General features: G+C 63.6%; 17 protein-coding genes and 2 tRNA genes. 11 read left to right on the top strand and 8 right to left on the bottom strand.

From position 1 onward, the window contains the following. Window positions 1-23 precede the first annotated feature (23 nt). The 6 genes from D2V07_RS01775 (at window position 24) to D2V07_RS01750 (ending at window position 7,304) form a co-directional block, all read left to right on the top strand. Window positions 24-1,412, top strand: a complete 1,389-nt coding sequence (locus D2V07_RS01775; protein ID WP_119584293.1) for a cryptochrome/photolyase family protein — start codon at window positions 24-26, stop codon at window positions 1,410-1,412. 56 nt (window positions 1,413-1,468) lie between these two features. Beyond that, complete coding sequence (locus D2V07_RS01770; protein ID WP_119584292.1) at window positions 1,469-2,707, top strand: SAM-dependent methyltransferase; 1,239 nt, start codon at window positions 1,469-1,471, stop codon at window positions 2,705-2,707. After that, window positions 2,707-3,957: a serine hydrolase domain-containing protein gene (locus D2V07_RS01765; protein ID WP_119584824.1), complete on the top strand. Its 1,251-nt coding sequence runs from the start codon at window positions 2,707-2,709 to the stop codon at window positions 3,955-3,957. Before D2V07_RS01770 ends, D2V07_RS01765 begins: the two co-directional genes overlap by 1 nt. Window positions 3,958-4,018: 61 nt before the next feature. Beyond that, window positions 4,019-5,179, top strand: a complete 1,161-nt coding sequence (gene wecB, locus D2V07_RS01760; RefSeq protein ID WP_325048996.1) for a non-hydrolyzing UDP-N-acetylglucosamine 2-epimerase — start codon at window positions 4,019-4,021, stop codon at window positions 5,177-5,179. Further along, the gene (gene wecC, locus D2V07_RS01755) at window positions 5,179-6,447 is read left to right on the top strand and encodes a UDP-N-acetyl-D-mannosamine dehydrogenase (RefSeq protein ID WP_119584291.1); all 1,269 of its coding nucleotides are present in this window, start codon (window positions 5,179-5,181) and stop codon (window positions 6,445-6,447) included. The genes wecB and wecC overlap by 1 nt, the downstream gene beginning before the upstream one ends. A gap of 53 nt (window positions 6,448-6,500) precedes the next feature. After that, complete coding sequence (locus D2V07_RS01750) at window positions 6,501-7,304, top strand: hypothetical protein (protein WP_119584290.1); 804 nt, start codon at window positions 6,501-6,503, stop codon at window positions 7,302-7,304. A gap of 1 nt (window position 7,305) precedes the next feature. On the opposite strand, the gene D2V07_RS01745 is transcribed toward D2V07_RS01750, so the two are convergent. From D2V07_RS01745 to D2V07_RS01725, 5 genes are all read right to left on the bottom strand, one after another. Continuing rightward, the gene (locus D2V07_RS01745; protein ID WP_119584289.1) at window positions 7,306-7,653 is read right to left on the bottom strand and encodes a PilZ domain-containing protein; all 348 of its coding nucleotides are present in this window, start codon (window positions 7,651-7,653) and stop codon (window positions 7,306-7,308) included. A gap of 102 nt (window positions 7,654-7,755) precedes the next feature. Further along, the gene (locus D2V07_RS01740; RefSeq protein WP_119584288.1) at window positions 7,756-8,487 is read right to left on the bottom strand and encodes an SDR family NAD(P)-dependent oxidoreductase; all 732 of its coding nucleotides are present in this window, start codon (window positions 8,485-8,487) and stop codon (window positions 7,756-7,758) included. Window position 8,488: 1 nt separating this feature from the next. Next, on the bottom strand, window positions 8,489-9,964 hold the full coding sequence (gene purF / locus D2V07_RS01735) for an amidophosphoribosyltransferase (protein WP_119584287.1): 1,476 nt from the start codon (window positions 9,962-9,964) through the stop codon (window positions 8,489-8,491). A gap of 53 nt (window positions 9,965-10,017) precedes the next feature. Then, window positions 10,018-10,788 carry a phosphatase PAP2 family protein gene (locus tag D2V07_RS01730; RefSeq protein WP_119584286.1) on the bottom strand — a complete coding sequence of 257 codons (771 nt, stop codon included), beginning with the start codon at window positions 10,786-10,788 and terminating at the stop codon, window positions 10,018-10,020. Between the two features lie 101 nt (window positions 10,789-10,889). Continuing rightward, window positions 10,890-10,966: transfer RNA gene (locus D2V07_RS01725), tRNA-Pro, on the bottom strand. A 173-nt stretch (window positions 10,967-11,139) separates the two neighbouring features. On the opposite strand from D2V07_RS01725, the gene thyA reads away from it, so the two are divergent. From thyA to D2V07_RS01700, 5 genes are all read left to right on the top strand, one after another. Next, entirely contained in the window at window positions 11,140-12,087 is a 948-nt protein-coding gene (gene thyA, locus D2V07_RS01720; protein ID WP_233548196.1) for a thymidylate synthase, read from the top strand. Between the two features lie 97 nt (window positions 12,088-12,184). After that, complete coding sequence (locus D2V07_RS01715; RefSeq protein WP_119584285.1) at window positions 12,185-13,477, top strand: 3-methyl-2-oxobutanoate dehydrogenase (2-methylpropanoyl-transferring) subunit alpha; 1,293 nt, start codon at window positions 12,185-12,187, stop codon at window positions 13,475-13,477. A gap of 5 nt (window positions 13,478-13,482) precedes the next feature. Further along, window positions 13,483-14,535 carry an alpha-ketoacid dehydrogenase subunit beta gene (locus D2V07_RS01710; RefSeq protein ID WP_119584819.1) on the top strand — a complete coding sequence of 351 codons (1,053 nt, stop codon included), beginning with the start codon at window positions 13,483-13,485 and terminating at the stop codon, window positions 14,533-14,535. A gap of 4 nt (window positions 14,536-14,539) precedes the next feature. After that, on the top strand, window positions 14,540-15,853 hold the full coding sequence (locus D2V07_RS01705) for a dihydrolipoamide acetyltransferase family protein (protein WP_119584284.1): 1,314 nt from the start codon (window positions 14,540-14,542) through the stop codon (window positions 15,851-15,853). Window positions 15,854-15,959: 106 nt separating this feature from the next. Beyond that, window positions 15,960-16,036, top strand: a tRNA-Asp gene (locus tag D2V07_RS01700). Window positions 16,037-16,060: 24 nt separating this feature from the next. Here D2V07_RS01700 and D2V07_RS01695 read toward each other — a convergent pair. The 3 genes from D2V07_RS01695 to D2V07_RS01685 are packed head-to-tail and all read right to left on the bottom strand — an operon-like array spanning window position 16,061 to window position 17,717. Continuing rightward, entirely contained in the window at window positions 16,061-16,846 is a 786-nt protein-coding gene (locus D2V07_RS01695) for a DNA-formamidopyrimidine glycosylase family protein (protein WP_119584283.1), read from the bottom strand. 56 nt (window positions 16,847-16,902) lie between these two features. Continuing rightward, window positions 16,903-17,133, bottom strand: a complete 231-nt coding sequence (locus D2V07_RS01690) for a DUF2842 domain-containing protein (RefSeq protein ID WP_119584282.1) — start codon at window positions 17,131-17,133, stop codon at window positions 16,903-16,905. Further along, window positions 17,133-17,717, bottom strand: coding sequence for a 5-formyltetrahydrofolate cyclo-ligase (locus D2V07_RS01685; protein WP_199698707.1), 585 nt, complete (start codon window positions 17,715-17,717; stop codon window positions 17,133-17,135). The genes D2V07_RS01690 and D2V07_RS01685 overlap by 1 nt, the downstream gene beginning before the upstream one ends. Between the last annotated feature and the right edge of the window lie 111 nt (window positions 17,718-17,828).

Raw genomic sequence — 17,828 nt, 5'->3', positions numbered from 1 at the left:
GCCCGCCTGAAGGGGAACACGAATTGTCCGAACCACAGATAGTCTGGCTGCGCCGCGACCTGCGGCTGTGCGACCATGCCGCATTCACCGCCGCCGCGCAGGCGGGGCCGGTGATCCCGGTGTACATTCTCGACGACGAAACGCCCGGAGAGCGCAAGCTGGGCGGTGCCAGCCGCTGGTGGCTGCACCACGCGCTCGAAGCGCTGGAGAAAGACCTTGGTCGTCATTCCTCCAAGCTGATCCTGCGGCGCGGCAGCGTGTGCGACGTGCTGCCCGCGCTAGCGGAGGAAACAGGGGCGACAACCGTCCACGCCATGCGCCATTACGAGCCGTGGTGGCGCCGCGCGCAGGGCAAGCTGAAGGACAAGCTCGACCTGCAATTGCACGACGGCAATTACCTGATGCCGCCCGGCAGCGTTACCACGGGATCGGGCAGCCCGTACAAGATATTCACGCCGTTCAAGGATTCGATGTTCGCGGCGATCCACGGGTTCGAGGTGCTTCCCGAACCGAGCCTGTCCGCTCCCGATAGCTGGCCAGAAAGCGACACCCTGGCCGATCTGGACCTGTTGCCGACAAAACCCGACTGGGCTGGCGGCATGCGCGAGTTCTGGCACGGCCAGCACGGCACCAGCGCGGCGATGGACCGGTTCGAGCAGTTCCTGGATGTCAGCAAGGACTACACCGACGATCGCAACCTGCCGGGCGAAGATGCGACCAGCCGGATGTCTCCGCACCTGCATCACGGCGAGGTGTCGCCGCGCATGTTGTGGGACGCCATGAGCCCCTACACCAGCGACGGCGCGCATACGTTCCGGTCCGAGCTGATCTGGCGCGACTTTGCGCAGAACCTGATTTGCCAGTTCCCCAACTACGCGGAAGAGCCCTACCGCGACGGGTACGACGACAATTTCTGGCGTAATCCGAATCGCGGGCACCTGATCGAGGAGGAGCTGGAAGCCTGGCAGATGGGCCGCACCGGCTATCCGATCGTGGATGCGGGTATGCGCCAGCTCTGGGCCACCGGGTGGATGCACAACCGGGTGCGCATGATCACCGCCAGCTTCCTCGTCAAACACCTGCTGATTGACTGGCGGCACGGCGAGAAATGGTTCTGGGATACGCTGGTGGACGCCGACTACGGCAGCAACGGCACCAACTGGCAGTGGGTCAGCGGCACGGGCGTGGACAGCAACATGTTCGTGCGCATCATGGCCCCGCTCAGCCAGAGCGAGAAGTTCAACGCGGGCGAATATATCCGGGAATGGGTACCCGAGCTGGCGGACCTTGCCGACGAGGACATCCATGACCCGTCGGAAAAGCGCCGTCCGAAAGACTATCCGGCCAAGCTGATCGGGCACAAGGAAGCGCGCGAACGGGCACTGGAAACCTACCGCGCCATGAAGGACTGAACATTGCGGTAAACACGGCTTGAGAAGCGGGCGGACCCTCGTCATAAGGCGCGGCCATGAAAGCGGGTCACGCACGCGGAGAGGGGTTGCTGGAGAGCGGGCAGAGGTTCGGGCGCATGCCGGGCCTCGCCGCGCGACTGTTCGCGCCTGCCGTTTCCCGCATTGTCGAAAAGATCGACGCAGGGCTGGCCAGCGGGGCGATCCATGCGACCTTGCCCGACGGCACGAAATGCACGCTGGGTGGCAACGCGCCCGGCTTCGAATGCGATGTAACGCTGCACGACTGGCGCGCCCTGCTGCGGCTGGCGACGGGCGGTTCGGTCGGCTGGTACCAGGCATGGGAAGCAGGCGAGTGGTCCAGCCCCGATCCGGTGCCGCTGTTCGCGCTGTTCATGGCGAACGCCGTGACGCTGGGCGATGCCGCGCGGGCAAAGGGGCCATGGCGGCTGGCGGCCCGCGCGATGCACGCGCTGAAGCGCAACACGCGCTCGGGCGCGGAAAAGAACATCCACGCGCATTACGATCTCGGCAACGATTTCTACGCCTGCTGGCTGGACCCGACGATGACCTATTCCAGCGGCAAGTGGTTTGCGGAGGAAGGCGGGCTGGAGGCTTCGCAGCGGCGCAAGTGGCAAGCGCTTTCCAAGCGCATCGGCAAGGCCGACAGTGTGCTGGAAATCGGCTGCGGCTGGGGTTCTCTCGCCGGGCACCTGGCAGGGGAGGGGCGCGACGTGACCGCCATTTCGCTGTCCGACAGCCAGCTGGAATGGGCGCGCGAACACAACGTCGGGCCGGATTACCGCAAGTGCGACTATCGCGACATGACAGGACAGTTCGATGCCATCGTCAGTGTCGAGATGGTGGAAGCGCTGGGCCGCGAATACTGGCCTACTTTCATGGACTGCGTGGCGCGCAACCTGAGACCGGGCGGGCGCGCGGCGATCCAGTACATCTCCATCGCCGATCCGATTTACGATTCCTACGCCGCCAGCGCCGACTTCATACAGGCCTACGTCTTCCCCGGCGGCATGTTGATCCGCACCAGCGAGTTCCGCCGCCTGGCACTGGAGCGCGGCCTGCGGTGGAGCGACCAGCGCGACTTCGGCCAGGACTATGCAGAGACGCTGAAAAGCTGGCGGCAGCGGTTCGACGCGGCCCATGCGCAGGGCCGCCTGCCCGATGATTTCGACAAGCGTTTCAGGGACCTGTGGCGCTATTACCTGATGTATTGCGAAGGTGGATTCCGCGGTGGCGGCATCGACGTGCATCAGGTCACGCTGGTGAAGGACGCATGATGAAAAAGTGGATTGTCGGCATTCTCGCGCTGCTGGTTGTGGCAGGCGGCGCGTTCTGGTTCTCGCTGGACAAGGACCAGCGCGGCGTGCTCGCCAACATGCCTACCGACCGCGACGTGCTGTTCTGGCCCGAGGACACGCGCAACGCCGCTTTCCGCGCGCTGGATGCTTTCCCCGCCCTGGCAGAGGCCCGCGTGATCGAGGCAGGAGAAGCAACCCATCCGTTGCACGAGGGCGAGGCGCTGGACCTCCCCGGCTTCGACATGGATGCCTTCATGCAGGGCCAGAACGCTGCGGCCGTGGTGGTCGTGCACGATGGAAAGGTCGTGCTGGAACGATATGGCCTGGACTTCAGCGCCGATGGCAAGTGGACCAGCTTCTCGGTCGCCAAGAGCTTCACCTCGACGCTGGTGGGCGCGGCTCTGGCCGACGGGTATATCGACAGTCTAGAGGATCCCGTCAGCAAGTACCTGCCCGACATGCGCGGCTCTGCCTACGACGATGTGACCATCCGCCAGCTCCTCACCATGAGCAGCGGCGTGAAGTGGAGCGAGGACTATTCCGATCCGCAAAGCGATGTCGCCGTTTTCGCCGAGCACGAATCGAGCGAAGAAGGTGTCGATTCGTTGGTCGACTACATGCGCCGGCTGCCGCGCGAAGTGGAGCCGGGCACGCGCTGGCAGTACAACACCGGGGAAACCAACCTCATCGGCGTACTGGTGCGGGAAGCGACGGGCAAGAACCTGGCCGATTACCTTTCCGAGAAGGTCTGGAAGCCTTTCGGCATGGAGCAGGATGCCACCTGGCTGCTCTCCAATTCCGGCAGCGAGATTTCGGGCTGCTGCATCCAGGCCAGCACACGCGATTTCGCCCGCTTCGGCCTTTTCGCCATGGGCGGCGGCATGGCAGGCGGAGAGCGCGTGGTGCCCGAAGGGTGGTTCGCGGAAGCCACGACGCCAGCCTTCGAAACCGGACGTTTCGGACGCGGTTATGCCTACCAGTGGTGGACCTATCCGGGCGGTGCTTACGCCGCGAGCGGCCTGTTCGGGCAGGGTATCTTCATCGACCCCGCACGCAACCTCGTCATCGCCACCAATTCCAACTGGCGGCAATCCACCGGTAACGACGGGGCAGGGGAGGAGCGCAACCGCTTCTACGAAGCCGTGCAGGCCGCCGTCGACGCTCGCCGGGGCGCAGAGGGCGAACGCGTGGGCGCGCCCGCCGAACCCATGGTGGGCGGCGCGGACTGAACGTCCCCACGGTAAACGATGCGGCAACGATATTTTTACGCGGGCGCGCTAGGCCTCGCGCGTGGATAAACTGTCTCCCGAACCTCTTGTCGGCGCGCATGGTGTGGCGCCTGTCCTGCTCGTGATCGGCACCCGACCGGAAGCGATCAAGATGTTGCCCGTGGTGCGCGCACTGCGGCAGGTGCCCGAAGTCGACCTGAAAGTGGTCACCACTGGACAGCATCGGCAGATGCTGGACCAGGTTTTCGCCGTATTCGGCGAAACGGCCGATATCGATCTTGACCTGATGACGCCGGGCCAGACCCTGTCGGATATCACCGCCCGCGTGATGCGTGAGATGGACGCGCTGATTGCCGAGCATCAGCCGGGCCTCATGCTGGTCCACGGGGATACCACGAGCGCGATGGCGGCGGGCCTCGCCGCCTTTTACGCCAAGGTTCCGGTGGGTCACGTCGAGGCGGGGTTGCGCAGCCATGACATCATGCGGCCATGGCCCGAGGAATATAACCGTGTCTCCATCGACGCCGTAGCGCAGTTGCTGTGGGCACCGACTGAAGGCGCGGCGCAGAACCTGCGCGACGAGCGCCCTACGGAGCGGCATATCGAAGTCACCGGTAACACCGGCATCGATGCGCTGCTGCATGTCGCAGGGCGGTTGACCGGCGAAGAACTTGCTTCGCTGCCCGTCACGCTCGACCCGGCAAAAAAGTTGGTCCTCGTCACCGGCCACCGGCGCGAAAGTTTCGGCGATGGCTTTGCCCGCATCTGCGATGCGCTGTCCGCCATTGCCGCGCGCGGCGATGCGCAGATCGTCTATCCCGTCCACCTCAACCCGCAGGTGAAGGATGTGGTGGAAGCGCGGCTATGCAATTGCGCAGACGTGCACCTGATCCCACCGGTCGACTACGTGCAGATGGTGGCGCTGATGAAAGCCGCACACCTCGTACTCACCGACAGCGGCGGCATCCAGGAAGAGGCGCCGGCGCTGGGCAAGCCAGTGCTGGTGATGCGCGACGTTACCGAGCGCCCCGAAGCCATTGAAACAGGTGTTGCCAGTCTGGTCGGCACCGATGTGGGTGCCATTACCCAGGCAGTCGGACGCCTGCTCGATGACGAAATCTACTACGCCAGCCGCGCCCGCGCGGTATTCCCCTATGGTGACGGCACGGCGGCGGCAAAGATCGCCGCCAGCGTCGCCGCCTTCGTGAAAGCTTCTGCCTGATGAAAGTCTGCACCGTCGGCCTTGGCTATATCGGCCTGCCCACCGCCGCCATGTTGGCGAGCCGGGGACACGAGGTGATTGGCCTCGATGTGAACGAAGCGGTGGTTGCCGCGGTGAACGAAGGGCGCGCCCATTTCCAGGAGCCGGACCTGCAGATGCTGTTGTCAGCGTCGGTCGATACCGGTCGCCTGCGCGCCACGACCTCGCCGGAGCCTGCCGAATTCTTCCTGATCGCCGTGCCCACGCCGATGGTGAACGAAGGGCCGGACATGACCTATGTCGAGGCCGCGGCGCGCACCATCGCGCCGGTGCTGGAAAAGGGGAACGTGGTCATCCTCGAATCCACGTCTCCCGTTGGCTCTACCGAGCGGCTGGCGGAGATTTTTGCCGAGGTACGTCCGGACCTGACATTCCCGCGCTACCGCGACGAGGACCGCGAGGCGGACGTGGCGCTGTGCCATTGCCCAGAACGCATCCTGCCCGGCCAGATGCTGCGTGAACTCGTATCGAACGATCGCATTATCGGCGGCATGACCATTGCCTGCGCGAACAAGGCCGCGCGCCTCTACCAGAGCTTCGTCATGGGCACCTGCTACGTCACCGACAGCCGCGTGGCGGAACTGTGCAAGCTGTCCGAAAACGCATACCGCGATGTCAACATCGCCTTTGCCAACGAGCTTTCGATCATCTGCGACAAGCTCGGCACCGATATCTGGCAGGTGCGCGAACTGGCCAACCAGCATCCTCGGGTGAATATCCTGATGCCCGGCGCTGGCGTGGGCGGGCACTGTATTGCGGTGGACCCGTGGTTCATCGTCTCCAGCGCTCCGGAAGAGGCCCGCCTGATCCGCACCGCGCGCATCGTGAACGACGACAAGCCGCACCGCGTGGTTGCGCAGGTTCGCGCCCTGGCGGACCGATTCAAGGTGCCGACCGTCGCCTGCTACGGCATCACCTACAAGCCGGACGTGGACGACGTGCGCGAAAGCCCGGCACTGGAAATCGTCGAAGAGATCGCGAAGATCGAAGGCGCTCAGGTACTGGTGGTGGAGCCCAATCTCGATGCGCTGCCGGCGTCGCTGGCAAATTGCGCTAACGTGCGGCTGGTGACATCGGACGAAGCGCGCGAGCAGGCCGATATCGTCGCTTTCCTCGTCGGTCACCGCCAGTTCAAGCGGCTGGAGGGTGACAGCTTCCTTTCGAAAGCCGTGGTCGACACGACCGGAATGTTCTCCACCCGCAAGGCGAAAGCGGTCGAGCGGGACTAGCCCACAGGCCGGACGCGGGTGGAACGGACCGCGCGGGGCGGCGTTCGCAGTTCATGGCTACCCTTCCATCACGAAAATCCAGCGCCTTCGAACGCAGCGCCATCCAACGCGCAGCAGTGCTGCTGGCCGTCATATTCCAGATCGGTGCGACCTTCCTGCCGGCCTTTGGCATCGGCGAGGAGATCGGGAGCAGGTCTGACGCTACCCGCACGCTCGTAACCCCGGCTGGCTGGGCGTTCGCGATCTGGGGGCCGCTGTTCTTCGGGACGGCGCTTTTCGCCATTTACCAAGCCCTGCCTGCGCAGCGCCGGGACGAGCTGCTACATTCCATCGCCTGGCCCGCCACGGGTGCCTTTGTCGGCAACGGCCTGTGGGCAATCTATACGCAGCTTCACGCGCTCACCGCGATATCGGTCGCGATCATCGTTTTCGCGCTTGCCTGCATGCTGACCATCTATCGCCGGCTCGTTGCGCTGAAGCGGGATTTCATCAGGGACGAACGCTGGCTGGTAATGCTGCCGCTGAGCGCGTTGGCGGCATGGCTGACAGTCGCGACGATCGTCAACATCGCCGCCACGCTCACCTACTACGGCGTGGGGGCAGGGCAGGAAAATGCCCTGCTCGCGGCCATCATCGTGTTTGCCGGCGGAGTGATCGCCTCGATTGCCATCGCCCGGGGCAGGGGCAATCCCGTCTATGCAGGCGTATTCCTGTGGGCCTTGTGCGCCATCTACGCCGCTGGAGGACAGTCAGCGACGGAGGTCGCCTATGCTGTCATCATCTCGGCGGTTCTGGTGATCGTCACGACCCTGTTCAAGCTGCGCGAAGTCGGCAATCGCCGGCACTGGTTCGGCTAGCTCAGCCGCGGTAGGTCCCGTCTCCGCGATAGCGCGCCAGGATGTTGTCGTGCACGATGGGGGAGAGCAGGTTTACGAAGGCGCAACCCGCCATGCCGTTTTCCCACCAGACCACTTCGGCCTGGAGCGATTCGAGACCCGGAAGCGTCAGCCAGCAGACAGAGCCCGGATGCATCCGGTTCAGTGCCGTTGCGGAAAAGCCGGACAGCGATAGGTCGTTCACCACCGTCTGGAACGCGCGCATGCCCGAACCGCGCAATTGGGCGGGGATCATGATCTTGGTGCGCGGCGCGCTGCGATCTTCCTGCGCAGCGATGTCGTAGCGTCCCACCGTGTTCTGCATGGTCATGGCGGCCAGTTCCCGTAATTCGCGTGATACCCAAAGCTCCCTCGGAGGCCTTGCTTCACACAGCATGTCGGACCAGCGTTAAGCAGGAACTAAGACGCGTGGTTAACGCGAACTTTCCACTCTTTCGCGGTGCAGATTGGGGAAATCTTCCACCAGCATCTGCACGATGCGTTCTGCCACATCTTCCGGCGGCTTGACCGTTTCGGGGTCTTCACCCGGATAGGCGCGGGCGCGCATGTCGGTGCGGGTCGCTCCCGGATCGAGAATGGCCAGCCGGGTCTCGGAAATCCGCTCGACTTCCTTGGCGTGGCTTTCCAGCAGGTTGTCGAACGCCGCCTTGGTCGCGCCGTAGGCACCCCAGAAAGGGCGCGGTTCCGCACCGACGGAACTGGTCAGGCCGATGATCCGTCCAGCCTCTGCCCGCTTCAGCAGCGGATCGAACGCGGCCAGCAGGGCCTGTGTGGCCAATACGTTAAGCGTCATGGCCTGGTTGAACTGCTTGCCGTCGATCTGGGTGACGGGGGTAAGCGTTGGCAACTGGGCGGCACATATCACCAGGAAATCCAGCTTTTCCCACCGCTCTGCAATGGCCTGCGCCAAGCGGCCGATGCTCTCGCCATCGGTCAGGTCGAGCGGGGCGATGGTGGAGGTGCCGCCAGCATCGTGGATCGCATCCTCTACGCCTTCCAGGTCCTTCACCTTGCGTGCCACCAGCACGACGTGGGCGCCCCTTGCTGCCAGAGCCTTTGCCGAGGCTGCCCCGATGCCGCGGCTGGCGCCCGTGACAAGCGCAATCTTGCCCGCAAGGGGTTTGTCGGCGGCGGTATCTGTCATGTCAGGCGTCCTCGTTGACCGGGAGGCTCAGTTGCGCTTCCCGGTCCTTGCGATTGGCAAGGTCGGTGAGCGGGGTGGGATACTCCCCTGTGAAGCAGGCATCGCAATACTGCGGGCAGGCCTTGTCCCGGCCTGCCAATCCGACCGCGCGATAAAGCCCGTCTATCGAAACGAAGGCAAGGCTGTCGGCTTGGATGAATTCGCGCATCGCGGCCAGGTCCATCCGGCCTGCCAGCAGCTTGGAACGTTCGGGCGTGTCGACGCCGTAATAGCAGCCGTGCCCGGTGGGCGGGCTGGCAACGCGGAAGTGCACTTCCTTCGCGCCGGCATCCCGCATCATCTGCACGATCTTCAGGCTGGTGGTGCCGCGCACGATGGAATCGTCGATCAGCACGATGCGCTTGCCTTCCACGATCTTGCGGTTGGCATTGTGCTTACGCTTCACACCGGCATGGCGCGCGCTGTCACTCGGCTGGATGAACGTACGCCCGACATAGTGCGAGCGGATGATGCCCAGTTCGAACGGCAGACCGCTTTCCTGTGCATAGCCGATGGCGGCAGGTACGCCGCTGTCGGGAACGGGCACGACAAGGTCGGCATCGCAGGGCATTTCGCGCGCCAGTTCCATGCCGATGTTCTTGCGGCTTTCGTAGACGCTGCGCTTGTTGAAGATCGAATCCGGGCGGCTGAAATAGACATGCTCGAAAATGCATGGACGCGCAGGCGTATCGCCGAACGGGCGGTGCGAGCGGATGGTGCCATCGAAATCGACCTCGACGAATTCACCGGGATCGACCTGGCGGGTGAATTCCGCGCCGATGACGTCCAGCGCCACTGTCTCGCTGGCGAACACCACGGCATCGCCCAGCCTGCCCATCACCAGCGGGCGAATGCCCATGGGATCGCGGCAGGCGGCCATGCCGCGCGGCGTCATCACGACCAGCGCATAGGCACCCTCGACCATGCGCAGCGCGTCGGTCAGCTTGTCGAGCATGGTCGGATAGCGACTGGTGGCGACGAGGTGGATGATCACCTCCGTATCGCTGGTCGACTGGAAGATCGCGCCCTTGCTGACCAGTTCCTGCTTCAGCCGCATGGCGTTGGAAATGTTGCCATTGTGCGCCACCGCAAAGCCGCCGCTGGCAAGGTCGGCATACAGCGGCTGCACGTTGCGCATGCCCGATCCACCGGTGGTGGAATAGCGAACGTGCCCGCCCGCCATGTGGCCGGGCAGTTCGGCTATCGATTCGGCGCTGGAGAAGTTGTCGGCCACGTGGCCAAGGCCGCGGCGGGTGTAGAACTCCGCCCCGTCGAAACTGGTGATGCCCACGGCTTCCTGCCCGCGGTGCTGCAGGGCGTGAAGCCCCAGCGCGCAGGCGGCCGCCGCATCGGGCGCGCCGATGATGCCGAACACGCCGCACTCTTCATGCAGCTTGTCGTCACCGTCACCGTTCAAAAAGGGATTGGTGAAATTCATCGATTTCCGTTTGTAACGAGCAGCGCTGCCCCAATGGCGATGTTGCGGTTCGATTACAAGGGGGAGGTGTCTTCGCCGCGCGCGTCTTCGGTGGTTTCGTGCGCCTGTTCGATAGTATGTTCGCGCTGCAGGCGCTTGGCGACGAGTGAACACGCAGCACTGAAAGCCGCGCCCACAGACCATCCGGCCAGCACGTCGGTAGGCCAGTGGACACCGAGGTAGACGCGCGTGCAACCGATAAGCAGGGCCAGCGCGATGGCCACGGTGATCAGGTAGATCTGCACGCGGCGGCTTTCCTGGGAGCGCGCCAGCAGCACGGCCAGCGTGAGGTACACGATGGATGAATTCATGGCATGCCCACTGGGAAAACTTGCCGAGGTGACTTCCACCAGGTGCGGCACGATCTCGGGCCGCGCGCGGTCGAATATGGCCTTGATTGCCACGCTCAGCAGGGCGCCGCCTGCGATTGCCACAGCGACGAAGCCTGCCATCCTGAACTTTTGCAGCGACGCGAGCAGCCCGACAACGACAACCGTGATCAGGGTAAGCACGGGAGCCCCGCCAAGTGCGGTGAAGTCGATCATCCATCCCTGCAGCCAGTGCGGCCCGATGGGCACCCCGGGATCCGCCGCCGTGCGCAAGCCGGTGACGATGGCCTTGTCCATTGCGAAGGTGTCGCCCTCGGCAATCTCTGATGCGAGATGCCCGAATGCGAGCAACCCCGCGACCAGCGCGAGGAAAGTGACAAGAATGCGCGAGTCGGCCCGGTGCGGACTGAAGAAGCGCTTCAATGTATCAAGAGCATTTGCGGATCGCACGGCCATCACGCCATCCAACGCCCCCGAGGAAGCTTGGTTTCATGCACGGGGCAGAGGTGGGTCGCGGCGCGACCCCTCGCTCAAGGCGATCTGTGGGGGATGAAAATTGGTCGGGGAGAGAGGATTCGAACCTCCGGCCCCTGCCTCCCGAAGACAGTGCTCTACCAGGCTGAGCTACTCCCCGACCGGTGCGTTGCGAGGCGAACCCCGCGAGGCAGAGGCGGCCCTATAGGGGGAGTGGTTCGTGCTGGCAAGCCTGTCTTGAGCAAAGTCGAAAGGCCTGCCTCGAGCAAAGTCTGAAGGCAGGCATTGCCGTCTCTCTGGCACACCCGGATCGATGCTGTTAGCGATGTCCGCATGACCGCAAACACCGACCGCCACCCCGAATGGCAATACCTCGACCTGATGCGCCAGATCTGGGAGCACGGGGACCAGCGCATGGACCGTACCGGTGTCGGCACGCGATCCATCTTCGGCACCATGCTGCGGTTCGACTTGGGGCAAGACCGCGTGCCGCTTCTCACCACCAAGCGCGTATACTGGAAGGCCGCCGCAAAGGAGATGCTGTGGTTCTTGACCGGCAGCACCAACATTCGTCCGCTGCTGCAACAGGGCGTGACGATCTGGAGCGACTGGCCGCTAAAGAAATACAGGCAGGCAAGCGGCGAGGACATCGGCCAGGAGGAATTCGAGGCGCGGATCGTCGCGGACGAGGCCTTTGCGAAGAACTGGGGCGATCTTGGCCCGGTCTATGGCAAGCAGTGGGTCGACTGGCCGACCTATGAATACGGGCCGGATGGCCGATACCAACGCGGGCCGGGCATCAATCAGGTGGCGCAGGTGGTGGAGAGCCTGAAGAACAGTCCGGGCAGCCGCCGCCACATTATCGAAGGCTGGAACGTGGCCGAGCTGGATCGCATGGCACTGCCGCCGTGCCACAAGACCTACCAGTTCCATGTCGCCGGGGAAGGGGAGGCGGCACGGCTCAACTGCATGCTGTACCAGCGCAGTTGCGACGTGGCGCTAGGCCTGCCGTTCAATCTGTTCGGCGCGGCCCTGCTGACCCGCATGATGGCGGCGCAGACGAATCTGCTGCCGGGGGAGCTGGTTTGGTCCGGCGGTGATACCCACCTTTATCTCAACCACACCGAACTGGTGGAAGCCCAGCTCAAGCGGGAACCGGCGGGCGCGCCAAAACTTGTTCTGAAGAGGGTGCCGCCGACAATTTTCGACTACTCGTTCGACGATTTTGAGGTGGTTGATTACGAACCGCAAGGAGTGTTGCGTGCCCCTGTGGCGGTCTGAGAATTCCTGTGGTACCCCGGATTGACCGTTACAGAGATAGGTAATATAATTCCGCAAAACTGGAATAATATTATGCCAAAAACCGGGAGAGCAGGCGATGGCGGATCAGCGCGACGATAAGGGCACGAACCGCCCTAAGCTCGCCTTGCACGTGCCGGAGCCGAAGTATCGCCCCGGTGACAAGGTCGATTACAGCCACCTCAATATACCTGAAGCGGGCGAGCAATCGCGCCCGGATGAAGCGTGCGAAGCCAAGGACACTTTCGCGCTTTGCAATGACCTTGTCCGCGTGCTGGGTGATGACAATCAGGCGCACGGTCCATGGGATCCGCGTCTCGACGCCGATACGCTGCGGCAGATGCTGCGCGAAATGGCCTTGGTGCGGGCTTTCGACAATCGCATGTACCGTGCCCAGCGGCAGGGCAAGACCAGCTTCTACATGAAGTGTACCGGTGAAGAGGCGACGAGCGTCTGCGCCACTCACGCCCTGGCGGGCGATGACATGATCTTCCCCAGCTATCGCCAGCAGGGCTGCCTGATCGCGCGGGGCTACGAGCTGACCGAGATGATCAACCAGATCTACTCGAACAAGGCGGACAAGCTGAAGGGGCGCCAGCTCCCGATCATGTACTGTTCGAAGCGGCTGAACTTCTTCTCCATTTCCGGCAACCTCGCCACGCAGCTGCCGCAGGCGACCGGGTTCGCCATGGCCAGCGCCAGCAAGGGCGATTCGCGCATCGCGGCAACCTGGGTGGGCGAGGGCAGCACGGCGGAGGGTGACTTCCACTCCGCGCTGACCTTTGCGACAGTCTACAACGCGCCGGTCATCTTCAACGTCATCAATAACCAGTGGGCGATTTCGTCGTTTTCGGGCTTTGCCGGATCGGAGCGCGCCACCTTCGCCGCTCGGGCCATTGGCTATGGCATGGCGGGCCTGCGCGTGGACGGCAATGATCCGCTCGCCGTGTTTGCGGCAGAGCGCTGGGCCGCGGACCGCGCCCGTGCCAATGCCGGCCCGACGCTGATCGAGCACTTTACCTACCGCGCCGAGGGGCACTCCACCTCCGACGATCCCAGCGCCTATCGCAGCGCGGAAGAACGCGAGGAGTGGCCGCTTGGCGATCCCATCATGCGGCTCGCCCGCCACCTGATCGCATTGGGCGAATGGAGCGACGAACAGCAGGAAGACATGGATACCGAGCTGGATGCCATAGTCCGCAAGGCCATGAAGGAGGCTGAAAAGAACGGCATCCTCGGTCACGGCCTGCACCATCCCTTCCACACCATGTTCGAGGACGTGTTCGAGGAACTGCCCTGGCACCTGGAAGAACAGGCCGAACAGGCGATCCGCGAGCGACGAATCAAGTTTCCGGGGGACCCGGCGGAATGAACGACATGACCACCGAAACCGCCCCTGCCGCAGATGCGGGTGAAACGCGCGAAATGAACATGATCGAGGCGATCAATTCCGCTCTCGACATCATGCTGGATCGCGATGACAACGTGACCCTGCTGGGCGAGGATATCGGCTATTTTGGCGGCGTGTTCCGCTGCACCGCCGGCCTGCAGGAGAAGTACGGCAAGACCCGCGTGTTCGATACGCCGATCTCCGAATGCGGGATCATCGGCGTTGCGGTGGGGATGGGGGCTTACGGTCTGCGCCCCGTGCCGGAAATCCAGTTCGCAGATTACATCTATCCCGGCCTGGACCAGCTTATCAGCGAGGCCGCGCGCCTGCGTTATCGCTCTGCGGCCGAGTTCATCGCGCCCATGACCGTGCGCAGCCCTTTCGGCGGCGGCATCTTCGGCGGGCAGACGCACTCGCAAAGTCCTGAGAGCATTTTCACCCACGTCAGCGGGCTGAAGACGGTAATCCCGTCCACGCCCTACGACGCGAAGGGCCTGCTCATCAGCTGTATCGAGGACAATGACCCCGTCATCTTCTTCGAGCCCAAGCGCATCTACAACGGCCCGTTCGACGGTTATTACGACAAGCCCGCGAAAAGCTGGAAAGGCTTCGAAGCGGCGCAGGTGCCCACGGACTATTACAAGATCCCGCTCGGCAAGGCGCGCACGGTGCGTGAGGGCGATGCCCTGACCATCCTCGCCTACGGCACGATGGTCCACGTTGTAGAAAGCGTCGCACGCGACAAGGGCGTGAATGCCGAAATCCTCGACCTGCGCACGCTTGTGCCGCTGGATATCGAGGCGATCGAGGCGTCGGTCGAGAAGACCGGCAGGTGCCTGATCGTCCACGAAGCGACGCGCACTTCCGGCTTCGGCTCGGAACTTTCCGCGCTGGTGCAGGAACGTTGTTTTTACCACCTCGAAGCCCCGATCGAACGCGTGACCGGTTTCGACACTCCCTATCCCCACAGCCTCGAATGGGCCTATTTCCCAGGCCCTGTCCGCATCGGCGAGGCCATCGACAAATTGCTGGAGGCCTGAGGCCATGGCCAAGTTTACCTTCAACCTGCCCGACATCGGCGAAGGCATTGCCGAGGCCGAAATCGTCGCCTGGCACGTCGCGGTCGGTGATACGATCGAGGAAGACGGCCAGCTGGCCGACATGATGACCGACAAGGCGACGGTCGAGATGGAAAGCCCGGTAGCGGGCAAGGTTCTCGAAGTCGCGGGCGAAGTCGGCGACACCGTGGCCATTGGCGGGATGCTGGTGGTGATCGAGGTCGAAGGCGAAGTGCCCGACGACGTGCTGGAAGAGAACGAAGCGGCGGCCGATGCAGCCGAGGACGCTCCTGCGCCCAAGGACGATGCGGTCGAGAAGCGTATCGAGGTCGAGAACCCCGACCCTTCCGACCAGGAAGACGCGGCGCAGGCGGCTGAAGAGGAAAGGCCGCTTCCGAAGCCCACACCCGCACCGGCACTCGTTCCGAAGGATTCGAAAGTCCTTGCTAGCCCGGCGGTGCGCAAGCGCGCGAAAGACCTCGGCATAGACCTTTCGCAGGTCAAGCCGCATGAGGATGGCCGCGTACGCCACGCCGATCTGGACGCCTACATTTCCTACACCGGCGGCTTTTCCGGTGCAGCGCCTGCGCGCGCGGACGAGCAAATCAAGGTTATCGGCCTGCGCAAGCGGATTGCCGAGAACATGGCTGCGGCCAAGCGCAACATCCCGCATTTCACCTACGTGGAAGAATGCGACGTTACCGAGCTGGAAAACACCCGGGCGCAATTGAACCAGGATCGCGGTGACCGGCCCAAGCTCACCATGCTGCCGCTGCTGATCACGGCGATCTGCAAGACGCTGCCCGATTTCCCGATGATCAACGCACGCTACGATGACGAGGCGAGGGTGGTGACGCGCCACGGCGCGGTGCATCTGGGCATGGCCACCATGACCGATAACGGCCTGATGGTGCCCGTAATTCGCGATGCGCAGGGCAAGAACCTGTACCAGCTGGCGAACGAGATTACCCGCCTTGCCGAGGCAGCGCGCGATGGCAGCGCAAAGTCGGATGAACTGTCCGGCTCCACGCTTACCGTTACCTCCCTCGGCCCGCTTGGGGGCGTTGCCACCACGCCGGTCATCAATCGACCCGAGGTCGCCATCATCGGGCCGAATCGCATCATCGAACGACCGATGTTCGTGACCGGAGCGGACGGTCAGGAACGGATCGAAAAGCGCAAGCTGATGAACATATCGATCAGCTGCGATCACCGCGTGGTGGATGGCTACGATGCCGCCGCTTTCGTGCAGGAATTGAAGAAGCTGATCGAGGCCCCGGCGCGGATTCTGGCGGGGTAATCGAACGATTTCAAATATGTTTCAAAAAGCCGCTTCTGGTGTGTTGACAGGGTGAGGACCCTCCACTAGATGCGCGGCTCCCAAGAGGCGCTAGCCGCTTAAATGCGCGGGTGTAGCTCAGTTGGTTAGAGTATCGGCCTGTCACGCCGAGGGTCGCGGGTTCAAGTCCCGTCACTCGCGCCACTTGGGACCTTTTCCTTCAGATAGCTAAGCCTGCTGGTGGCTGTCGCAGTGAAACGCGCTGCGTCCGGCGACCTTGCTTTTCACGATGCTGCCATCGCAGCGCGGACAGTCTGCGCCCGCCCTGCGATCCGCGATCAGCCAGGTGCGCGGCAACTGCGAATAGTCCGCCCCGGTCTCGCAAACCCCGGTCAGCACATCGCGCATTGTTGCGAACATTTGCGATAGTTGGCTGTCCGTAAGGTCGCTGGCGGTTGTTTCAGGGTGCACGCCGGTCTGGAACAGGATCTCGTCGGACCAGAGGTTGCCGATACCCGCCAGCTTCTTCTGGGCCATCAGCGCGCCCTTGATCGTACCATTGGTGGTGCCAATCACTCCGGCGAATTTCTCTTCCGAAATTTCCAGTGCATCCGGGCCGAAACCGATGCGTTCGATCTCTTCATCTGGCGAATCGATCACCCGCACCCATCCCAGCTTGCGCGGGCAGCGGAAGGCGAGGCGGCGATCGCCTTCGAAGCGGATCAGGAACTTGGTGTGATCGGGCGGCTCGTCCGGCGAATCGAACGGCAGCAACTTGCCTGTCATGCCCAGATGCACGCAGATCCACGGTCCGCTTTGCGAGCCTGCGAAGATCAGCTTGCCGTGTCGGTGCGTCTCGGTGAATTGCCTGCCGACCAGCCGCCCGCGTTCGTTGTCGCCGGGCAGCTCGATGTAGGTGACGTTATCGCCGAGGGCCGCGTCCTCTATGGTGCGGTTCAGGCACTGGCCCTTTATGCGGCGGCGGTTGGCTTCGGCTTCGGGCAGTTCGGGCATGTTCCTGAAACGGGCAGTGCCGGATCACGGTTCCGCGAACAGCCTGGGGTCCGGGGTCAGTCCTGCGGTCGCACGCCCCAGTGGCCGGTTTCCATCCAGATCAGGAAATTGCGCAGCGGCCTGATCCAGATGACGCCCAGCGTCAGGTAGACCAGCGTCTGCGCCCACGTGGGCCAGTCGCCAATGATGGCAGGGGCATAGCGCGCGATGATGAAGCCATAGAGCAACAGCGCTGCAATCAGGCCAAGGATGCCGATGGGGATCCGCCAGGTGGGTTCGGTGCGCATCAGAACGGTCCGTATATGCGGGTTGGGGTGATGACCAGGGACAGCGCCATGTCGTGGTCTGCCGTGGGCAGGCTATCGACCCGTTGCACGTCCCACGCAAGACCGATGGCGAGAGTGTCGGGGTGCGCCGCCAGCCAGCGGTCGTAGAACCCGCCGCCTTGACCGATGCGGTCGCCGCGCTCCGTAAAGCCGACCAGCGGAACGAACAGAACATCCGGCTCCACCACCCTGGCAGCGGCAGCAGGCTGCATCAGGCCCATCCGCCCCTGGGTGAGGTCGCTCTCGCCATAGGGATCGGTATGTTCGTGAAACTGCATCGGCTCATCCAGCGATGCGATCCGGGGCAGGGCGATGGTGTGGCCCGCTTCCATGAAATAGCGGGCATAGCCGCCGGCGGGCGCTTCGCCCTTGCCGGCACGGTAAAGGCCGATGGTGGCGCCTGCGGGAATGATTTCGCGCACCGGAGCGGGCGGCGCACGGAACACCAGCGCGCTTACCGCGGATGGCAGGGCGGCAGCATGTTCCTGCCGCGCCTTGCGCAGCGTTTTGCGAATGGCGGTTTTCTGTTCGGAAATATCGGTCACGCGAACCAAGCTAGTGAGTGCGGACCCCGCCCTCAAGTAGCGCAATGGTATGGCGGCTAATACCGCGCTCAAGTAGCGAAGCGGTAGGGCACCCAAGTGGTGAGTGGCGGA

Origin of the sequence: Aurantiacibacter zhengii (genome assembly GCF_003584125.1) — a bacterium.
Classification (GTDB): domain Bacteria; phylum Pseudomonadota; class Alphaproteobacteria; order Sphingomonadales; family Sphingomonadaceae; genus Alteraurantiacibacter; species Alteraurantiacibacter zhengii.
This window is presented reverse-complemented; position numbering and strand designations above follow the sequence as displayed.